This window comes from bacterium (assembly GCA_027622355.1).
GTDB lineage: Bacteria > UBA8248 > UBA8248 > UBA8248 > UBA8248 > JAQBZT01.
In genome coordinates this window covers 1-7780 of record JAQBZT010000141.1, presented here as the reverse complement: position 1 = coordinate 7780, position 7780 = coordinate 1, and the positions used below count along the sequence as shown (strand labels likewise).

At 61.9% G+C, this 7780-nt stretch carries 6 protein-coding genes; all 6 read left to right on the top strand.

All coding sequences use genetic code 11. From position 1 onward, the window contains the following. Window positions 1-326 precede the first annotated feature (326 nt). Window positions 327-641 (top strand): hypothetical protein, encoded by a 315-nt coding sequence (locus O2807_09245; GenBank protein ID MDA1000680.1) that lies wholly within the window; start codon window positions 327-329, stop codon window positions 639-641. A gap of 38 nt (window positions 642-679) precedes the next feature. Next, window positions 680-1723 (top strand): sigma-54 dependent transcriptional regulator, encoded by a 1044-nt coding sequence (locus O2807_09240; protein ID MDA1000679.1) that lies wholly within the window; start codon window positions 680-682, stop codon window positions 1721-1723. A 100-nt stretch (window positions 1724-1823) separates the two neighbouring features. After that, the gene (locus tag O2807_09235; protein ID MDA1000678.1) at window positions 1824-3920 is read left to right on the top strand and encodes a tetratricopeptide repeat protein; all 2097 of its coding nucleotides are present in this window, start codon (window positions 1824-1826) and stop codon (window positions 3918-3920) included. A gap of 26 nt (window positions 3921-3946) precedes the next feature. Continuing rightward, window positions 3947-4996: a sigma-54 dependent transcriptional regulator gene (locus O2807_09230; protein MDA1000677.1), complete on the top strand. Its 1050-nt coding sequence runs from the start codon at window positions 3947-3949 to the stop codon at window positions 4994-4996. Continuing rightward, entirely contained in the window at window positions 4993-7269 is a 2277-nt protein-coding gene (locus O2807_09225; GenBank protein ID MDA1000676.1) for a flagellin, read from the top strand. The genes O2807_09230 and O2807_09225 overlap by 4 nt, the downstream gene beginning before the upstream one ends. Before the next feature lie 129 nt (window positions 7270-7398). Further along, window positions 7399-7780 (top strand): flagellar protein FlaG (locus tag O2807_09220; protein MDA1000675.1); only part of this gene is annotated, 382 nt, incomplete at its 3' end.

Sequence of the window (7780 nt, the reverse complement as noted above, 5' to 3'; positions counted from 1 at the left end):
GAGCCATTGCGCGGCACTGCGCGATAGTGCGCGAAATTTGAGAGCGGGAGGCGCGAAAAACAGGCGCGTGCGGGTTACTGAGGGATCGTGCGGGTTACTGAGGGATAATGAGGGATTTTTCCCCCGACCGCCTCGGCCGGTAATGGCGGAGGGGGATGGGAAACCCCCCCGGCGCAGAAAGGAAACGCAGGAAATTTGACGAATTTCGAGTCACGGAAAATAGGAGGTGAAAATATTTTGACTCTTTTGGCGTGGTTGATAGAATCAGTGTCAATATTTTGTTTTTCAGTCGGATGCCCGGCGGCAATTGTCAAAACGGGAGCACTATGGGCGCGAAAAGGGCCATTTTATGCGGGTACTCCGCGGGTCAAGCCGAGGCCCTGCAGGGAGTGCTGGGGGAGCGCGATTTCGAGGTGGGGACCCGCCAGCGCCTGGAGCCCTCCTCGCAGGAGACGCGAGGGGCCGATTTGATTTTCTGCGATCTCCCCTCCCCAGGGGCGGACGAAGATTATTTCCCTGATTTGATTGAGGAAATCCAGATACTGCGTATCACGCGGCGCGACCTTCCCATCATGTGCACCTCGGATGGCAAGCACCTGGATCGGATTGTGCAAGCAGTGAAGGCAGGGGCCAGCGAGTAGAGGCCTGGCCCAGGGCGGACAAGAATCTGCCGCCCAAAGTGGAGGCCTTCATCGGCCTGGCTGCTATGGGAAAAGAGCCGGAAAACGGTGTTCCCGAAGAGGAGGATGGCTTCCAGGGGATCCTGGGGAGGAGTTCCGTCATCCGCCGGGTTTTTGACATGATCTCGAAGGTGAGCGGAACCTCGAGCACGATTTTGATCACCGGGGAGAGTGGCACGGGCAAGGAGCTTGTCTGCCGGGCCATCCATAAGTTGAGCGACCGGAGGGATAAGCCGCTGATCCCGGTCAATTGCGGCGCCATTCCGGAGGAGCTTCTCGAGAGCGAGCTGTTCGGACACGAGAAAGGAGCTTTTACGGGGGCCACGGCTGCCCGCGACGGCCGGTTTCAGATGGCCAATGGCGGCACGCTGTTTCTCGATGAGGTGGGAGAGATGAGTCCCAAGCTCCAGGTGAAACTTTTGCGGGTGCTCCAGGAGAAATCCTTCGAGCGCGTCGGTGGCGGCCGCACTATCCAGGTGAATGTCCGTGTCGTGGCAGCCACCAACAAGGACCTTGAAAACACGGTCGCCTTGGGCGAATTCCGGGAGGATCTTTTCTATCGCCTGAACGTTATTCCCATTCACCTCCCCGCGCTGCGAGAGAGAATGGAAGATTTTGAACTTTTAATTCAATCGTTTATAGATAGATTCCGCGAAAATGGTATAGGTAATGTGCGGCACATGCAACAAGAAGCGTTGGCGGCTCTCAAGGCCTACGATTGGCCGGGAAATGTCCGCGAAATGGAAAATCTGGTGGAGCGGCTTGTGGTCCTCGCCGAAACTGACGTACTCCGCCACGAGGACCTGCCCGAGCGCTTTCACCGAAGACCCGCCTCGGATGACCGGGGTTCGGGAGGGGTGCCCCCCGTTCGTCTCCCCGATGGCGGTATCGATTTGAAATCATTTATCGACGACATTGAGAACAAAATGATCGAAGAGGCGCTGGCCAGAAGCAAAGGGGTGAAGAACAAGGCGGCTCAGCTGTTGGGGTTGAATCGGACGACGTTGGTTGAAAAGCTAAAGAAAAGAGGGATTACTGTCTAAATGTTAATGTATTTCTTTAATTCAATTCGATCTGCTGAACGGGGCCGCTGGTGCGCCTTTGTAGGATGTGCGTTGGCCGGATTCCTCGCCCTGGCGGCGCTTGCCCCTTCGCCCGCGATGGGGGGGGGCTGCCAAGGAGAAAGCCAAGGAGGAGGGCAAGGAGAAGGGCAAAAAAGAGATTTCCGAGGCGGATGAGCTTGAGGGCTCGCCCCTTCTTCTGTTCCGCATCGCCCTGAGATACCACCAGCGCGGCCTCTATGTCCGGGGGCACCCCTTGCTCCAGCGCTTTGTCCAGAAATATCCGAACCACTCCGAGCATGGCCGTGCGGCCTACATGCTGGCCGACGCCAGTTTCTTCATTGCGAAAACCGGGGTACCCGCCGCCTTCCGGGATTCGGTGCTGGCCTACCGCTACGCCCTGGATCGCTATCCACAGATGCCCCAGATGCCGACGGCGTTCTTCCGCCTGGGCCAGTCCTACCAGGAGTTGGGCCAGGCCCCGGAAGGACAGGTGGCCTTTCGCGCGATTCTCGAGCGCGCGCCGCTGAGTTCCCTTGCGCCCCGGGCGCAGCTCGAAATCGGCCACTACTACATAAAGAGCGGCGACCCGAGAAGCGCCATCGTCGAGTATCAGAAAATTTTAGACAACTACAAGGGGAAGCCGGAAGAGAAGGAAGCGTTTTTCGGAATCGCCAACGCGATCTACGCGCAGGGCAGATTCCAAGAAGCCGCCACGCGCTTCGAAACCGGAATCAAGCGCTGGCCCGATTTCGTGAATCTTCGCTCGGACCTTCTGTTCAACTACGGAGAATCCCTTTTTCAGATACGGCGCTTCCAGGATGCGGGAAGGGTGTACCTGCAGATGGTGAACATTTACCCGACGAGCGACTCGGCCCACCGGGCGATGACCCGCCTCGGCGACATCTTTCTCGAAGAGGGAAGAACGATAGACGCCCTCAAGGTGTACGCGCGCGTGATCCAGGATTACCCGAGAACGGAAAGCCACTTGGTTGCGCTCATCCGCATGGCGGACATCGGGCTGGAGAAAAAGGATATCGCGGTGACGGGCGTGATTTTCGATATGTCGCCCTTCCGGGAGCCGCTTCGCGCCTACCGCGAAGTGATCCGGCTGGGTAAAGACACCCAGTTCGCCGAAGTCGCCTACCTTCGCCTGGGCGCCCATTTCCTGAAGGTGAATCTGCTTCGCGAGGCCATCGCCACCATGCGGGAGTTTATCGAGAAATATGCGAGCTCGCAGCTGCTGAATAACGGGCACGTCATCGTTGCGCGGGCGAAGTTCAAGGAGATCGATCGGTACTTCCGCCGCCGCGAGTTCCTGCGGGCCATCAATGCCTATGCCGAGTTTCGCGCGATAGTTCCCTTGCGGGTGACGCCGCTGGCCCAGCCCTACCAGGCGATGCTTCAGGTGGGGGAGAGCTACATGCGGCTCGGTTTTTATCCTGATGCCGTCAAGATTCTCACCCAGATCATGGAAGAGCCAGAGGGCGCGGTGACCGTCGGTGAGACCGCGCTCCTCCGGCTCACGCAGAGCGCCCTTGAGCAGGGGCAGCGCAAGCGGGCGAAAGAGCTGGGGACAGCGTATCTCAAGCGCTTCCAGCAGAGCGTTTGGACGCCCACGATCCAGTCGATCCTGGGCGAGATCGCCCTGCTAGAGGGACAGCCCCGGACCGCCGACAGGCGCCTGCGCGCCGCGCTGGAGGGTCGGCTGGCCGATGAGATCCGCAGCCGCGCCTTCTTCATGCTCTCCGACGCGAGCATTCGCCTGGGGCGCTATGATCAGGCGGTCGAGTCGCTGCAAAAGGCGATGGCGATCCACCAGACCATCTCATCGAAGATAAAGCCTTTTTCACTGGAGCAGGCGAACTTCCGGTTGGGCGACATTCTGTACGACGGCCGGAGGCTGGTCAGCGCGCTTCTGGCCTATCGCCGGGCACTCGAGGCGTATCCGAAGAGCACGCATGCCGGATGGGCGCTGCACCGCATTGCGCGCATTCAGGACCGGCTGCGCATCGCCAAGCAGGCCGACTCCAGGCCGTTGGCGAAAGTCCGTGAGCTGGACGATCCGTTCTGGCGTGACGTGAGCCGGCTCCGCTCGGAGAGCAAGAACTGGGACGAGAAGAACCGGCCGCGGATCGATTCCATCCTCCGGCAGAAAAGCGACGGCGCGACCAACTAACCAAACTGTCCGTGCGAGGAGATTTCTTGGCTGAAGTCAATTTGGTCGGCTCCGCTGATGTGTTTCCCGAAGAGATGGAAGCATGGATACGGGAGAAGGGCCACCATCCCAAGCGAATCCAGAGCGCGGCCCAGGCCCTGTCCTCGGCCGAGGGCGATGCGGCGTGCCTGACGTTTCTCGACTCCGATGGAACGAAGTACGACGCCCTGGATCTGCTCGGTAAGATTGTCTCCCGCAACCCGGACGCCCGCGTGGTGATCACCTCGGCACAACCCTCGTTTTCTGTCGCGGTGATCGCCGTGCGCGATGGCGCGCTGGATTGCCTGCCGCGGCCGCTCGAGCGCAAGAAGGTCGAGTTCTTGCTCGCTCAGGTTTTTCCCCCATCGGACGAGCTGGCCGATACCTCCGGTTCGCCCCGCCTCATCACGGAAAACGCAAAGTTCAATTCCATCATCGGCATTGCGGATCGGGCAGCCGCGGGCACGGCGTCGATCCTGATCCTGGGCGAGAGCGGAACGGGCAAGGAACTGCTTGCCCGCTACATTCACGAGAAAAGTCCCCGGACGGGAAAGCCCTACGTGGCGGTCAACTGCGCGGCACTGCCGGAGTCGCTCCTGGAGAGTGAACTGTTCGGTCACGAAAAGGGGGCCTTTACCGGGGCGATCGCGCGCAAGAGCGGCAAGTTCGAGCTGGCCAGCGGCGGGACCATTTTGCTCGACGAGATCACGGAAATGGATATGCACCTTCAGGCCAAGCTCCTCCGGGTGCTGCAGGAGCGGACGATTGACCGGCTGGGCGGGCGAGAGCCGATCGCGGTGGATGTCCGGGTCATCGCCACCTCGAATCGCGACGTGCAGGGGTATATCGGCGAGGGAAAATTCCGGGAGGATCTTTTCTACCGGTTGAACGTGATTCCCCTTCATCTTCCGCCCCTTCGGGAGCGGCCCGAGGACATTCCCGTCCTCGTCGATCATTTCATCGTCAAGCACAAGGGCACCTCTACAAACCTCCCCTATTTTATCTCTGATGTGATCCAATCCGGATCAACCGGGCGGCGGACGATCCGGCCGGCTTGATCATCAGTGAGAACCTGCGGGCGCAGGTGGCCGGCCTCAGCCAGGCCATCAAGAACTCCGAGAACGGCGTGAACCTCATCAAAACGGCTGAGGCATCGCTGGACGAGGTTCTCAAGCAGCTGCGCTCCATCCGGACGCTGGCGCTCGACGCCCTCAACACCGGCGCTGGCGACGCTGTCGGCCGGAGAGCCGACCAGACGCAGATCACATCCTCGATCGCGACCCTGACCCGGATCGCGAGCAACACCCAGTTCGGCACCAAGAAGCTGCTCGACGGCACCTCGGGCGTTTCGGGCACCTCGAGCGATGAGTCGATCCTGACGTTCGTCTCGGCCAGCTCGCTCACCCAGACGGGCACCTTCGCCGTCGCGGGCATCACGGCGGCCACCCAGGGCTCGAAGAGCTTGACGATCAACAACGAATTCCAGACCGCCGTGACCGGCGGCACCGCCGCTGTCGATCTCGGTTCCAACAAGTTCGTCGCCTTCCAGGTGGACTTCGGCGTGGGCCTCACGGCGACGGACGCCAAGACGCTCGGCACGGATCTCACCGACGCCGGCCTGAAGGACGACACGAGCGTCACGGGCGTGACTGTCCGCTTCAACGAGCAGGACGCCACCGCCTACGTCGTCATCGATCAGACGACCGGCGGCTTCACCACCGCCGGGCTCGACAACCCCTTGCTGACCGCGCTGAACGGCACCACGCTCGGCAAGTTCGTGACGTTCAACGAAGACAATCCGGCCGGTGACCAACTCGTCGTCGGCAGCAAGTTCGCCGGCCTCGCCCTCTCGGTGACGGACATCTCCCAGGGCACCGGGCAGGTTGCGGGCACCTCCGCGGCGAGCGTCGCGGTTGACGCGACCGCCGACCAGAACATCACGAACAACTTTAACGTCACCTTCACGGTGGACTTCGGCAACGGCCTCGATGCCACCGGCAAGAAGGCGCTGGGCCAGGCCCTCGCCGACGCCGGCGCAAAGAACGGCACCGCCAACCAGGCCGCGAACGCCAACTTCACGCTGAACTCTGTTACGTTCGATAAAGACACCGCTGTCTTTACCGTCAAGATTCATAAAATCGTTGCTGGTGGCGTAGAAGCCGATATCGCCGCCGCCCTGAACGCGAGCGACTCCAACCTTGGCGATTTCGTGGTATTCGGCAACAACGCCACCGCTTTTGTGTCGGCCAAGTCCCAGATTAACGTGAAGATCACCAACACGGCCGCGTCGAACGGCGCGGAAACCATCGGCTTCAATGGAGCGGAGGTCATCGCCGGAGTGGCCCTGGCGGCCGCGGAGGTGGACGACCTCGGCGACGCCCTGGCCTACAGTGCGTCCCTGGCCCCCACCACCCAGGTCAAGCAGGGCGCGAGCGCCGTCAAGCTGCTGCGCGAGACGCTCACGTTCAACGCCGCGACCGTGGTGACCATCGCCAGCGGGACGCTGCTGAGCAACCTCGCGGGCGTTCTGAATCAGCAGCTCGATACGGCGGGCGTCGGCGTCGGCGCCACCTTCACGGCCGATACCGACCTTGCCGTCACCAAGGGCAGCACGCTGAAGCTCACGAACGACGCCTTCGGCAACAATTCCGCCACGGGCGGCAAGAACACCGTTTCCTCGAACCGTGAATTGACCCTGGGCTTCCACCTCACGGTCGGGACCGCGGCCGTGACTGTCGAGGGAACGAACGTGGCGGGCACCATCAACACCATTGCCGCCACGGGCGTCGGGCAGACCCTCACCCTGGCCTCGGCCGGAAACTCGGCCGACGGCCTCGCCGTCAAGTTCACCGGCACGGTTGACCCGACCGGGTTGACGATTACCGTGAACCAGGGCTCGCTCGTCTTCCAGGTCGGCGCGAACGCCGGCCAGACGGTCACCCAGAAGCTGCCGGACGTGCGCGCGGCGCAGCTCGGCAAGACGGCCACCGGCCTCGAGCAGCCGCTCGTGAACGCGAACGTCTCCCAGATTGACGTGACGACCGAAAAGGGCGCGCGCGATGGACTGAAGCTGATTGATGCCGCCATCGACCAGGTGACGACGGCTCGTGGTGAACTCGGTGCCTTCCAGGCGAACGTCCTGGAATCCACCATCTCGAGTCTGGGCGTCGCCCGTGAGAACCTGGCGGCTGCAGAAAGCGCCATCCGGGACGCGGACTTCGCGGATGAAACCGTGCAGTTCACCCGGAACCAGATCCTCCTGCAGGCGGGTACGGCCATTCTGACCCAGGCCAACGCCATCCCGCAGGCCGTGCTTCAGCTCCTCGCGTAAAGCGCGGGAGAGTAGGGGACAGGGCAGTAGCATCACGAAGGTAAACGCCCGGTTTGGGGCGGGTCGGGCCCAAGGATGGGCCCGGCTCCCCCGGCCGGAGCGGATGATGCCTTCAGCGGAGAGTCGATAATGGATACAGGGCTGAATGTTCAGCAAGTTGTCGGTGGAGCGGTGCCCAAACCGCAGCCGGTGCCCCTGCCCTCGGGCGGTGGCGCTCCGGCCGTGGAATCCGCGCCTGCGCCGCAGACGGCGGCAGCCCCTCCTCCGCCTCCTCCGCGGCCTGAAGTGGATCTGGAACAGGTCAGGAAAGTTGTCGAGGACCTGAATCGGCGGCTGGATTTCAATAAATTCCAGGCCAAGGTCACCGTAGCCGAGGGGACCAACCGGTTGATCGTTCAAATTCAGGCACGGGAGACGGGCAAAGTTGTCCGCCAGCTGCCGCCGGAGGGCATTTTGCTCTTCGCGGAGAAGCTGCGCGAGAGTGGGGTAAGCGGCCTGCTGCACGATACGC

What these genes read in the sequence shown, in the direction of transcription:
- O2807_09245 (MDA1000680.1), top strand. Translation starts at nt 327, where the DNA reads ATGGGCGCGAAAAGGGCCATTTTATGCGGGTACTCCGCGGGTCAAGCC.